We start from the raw sequence: 600 nt of genomic DNA, 5'->3' as shown, positions 1-600 counted from the left end.
ATGCGCCAGCGAGCCCACCAGCAGATGCGCGGTCTTTCCCCATCCCCAGAACTTCGGCGGATCGGGCAATTCCAGCCAGTCCCATTGGGTTTCATCACCCGGGGGGTGCGGGATCACCGCGTTCGGGCGCTGTGTGGCCGTGCGGCACGCCTCGCACACCGGACGCAGATTGCGGGCCCGGATATTGCGGGTCAAGCTCTGATACGACAGGCCGAACCCCAACTCCTCGAGCTCGTCGAACAGCGTGCGGGCCCACAGGTGCGGGTCCTCGACCAGACGGGCGGTGACGTAGTCGACGAACGGATCGAACGGATCCGGGCCGCTGCGGGCACGGACCCCCGGTTCGCCGTCACCGGCCAGATATTTGCGGACCGTCTTGCGGTCGAAACCGGTGTGGCGGGCGATCGCTGAGATCGACCAGCCACGCTTGCGTAGGGCATGTACTTCCAAGTCGTCCTCCCATGTGAGCATGAGAAAGCGGGCCTCCTTCGATGGAGCAACTGGCGTCAGACACCAGCAGCTTCGAGGGAGGCCCGCCCTTCTCGGCGGAGCCACACGGGTGGGGAACTTCGATGAGCGTCAGTGGGGAATTTCAGCGAG

1 pseudogene is annotated in these 600 nt (G+C 65.3%); it reads right to left on the bottom strand.

Annotated features, from left to right (window positions below):
* A pseudogene (locus tag HPC46_RS34650) lies at positions 1 to 471 on the bottom strand (IS21 family transposase); the annotation flags it as partial.
* Positions 472 to 600: the final 129 nt, after the last annotated feature.

It is taken from the genome of Mycolicibacterium vinylchloridicum, from assembly GCF_013404075.1.
Classification (GTDB): Bacteria; Actinomycetota; Actinomycetes; order Mycobacteriales; family Mycobacteriaceae; genus Mycobacterium; species Mycobacterium vinylchloridicum.
Note: the sequence above shows the minus strand (reverse complement) of the source record. Positions and strands in the feature narration are given on the sequence as shown.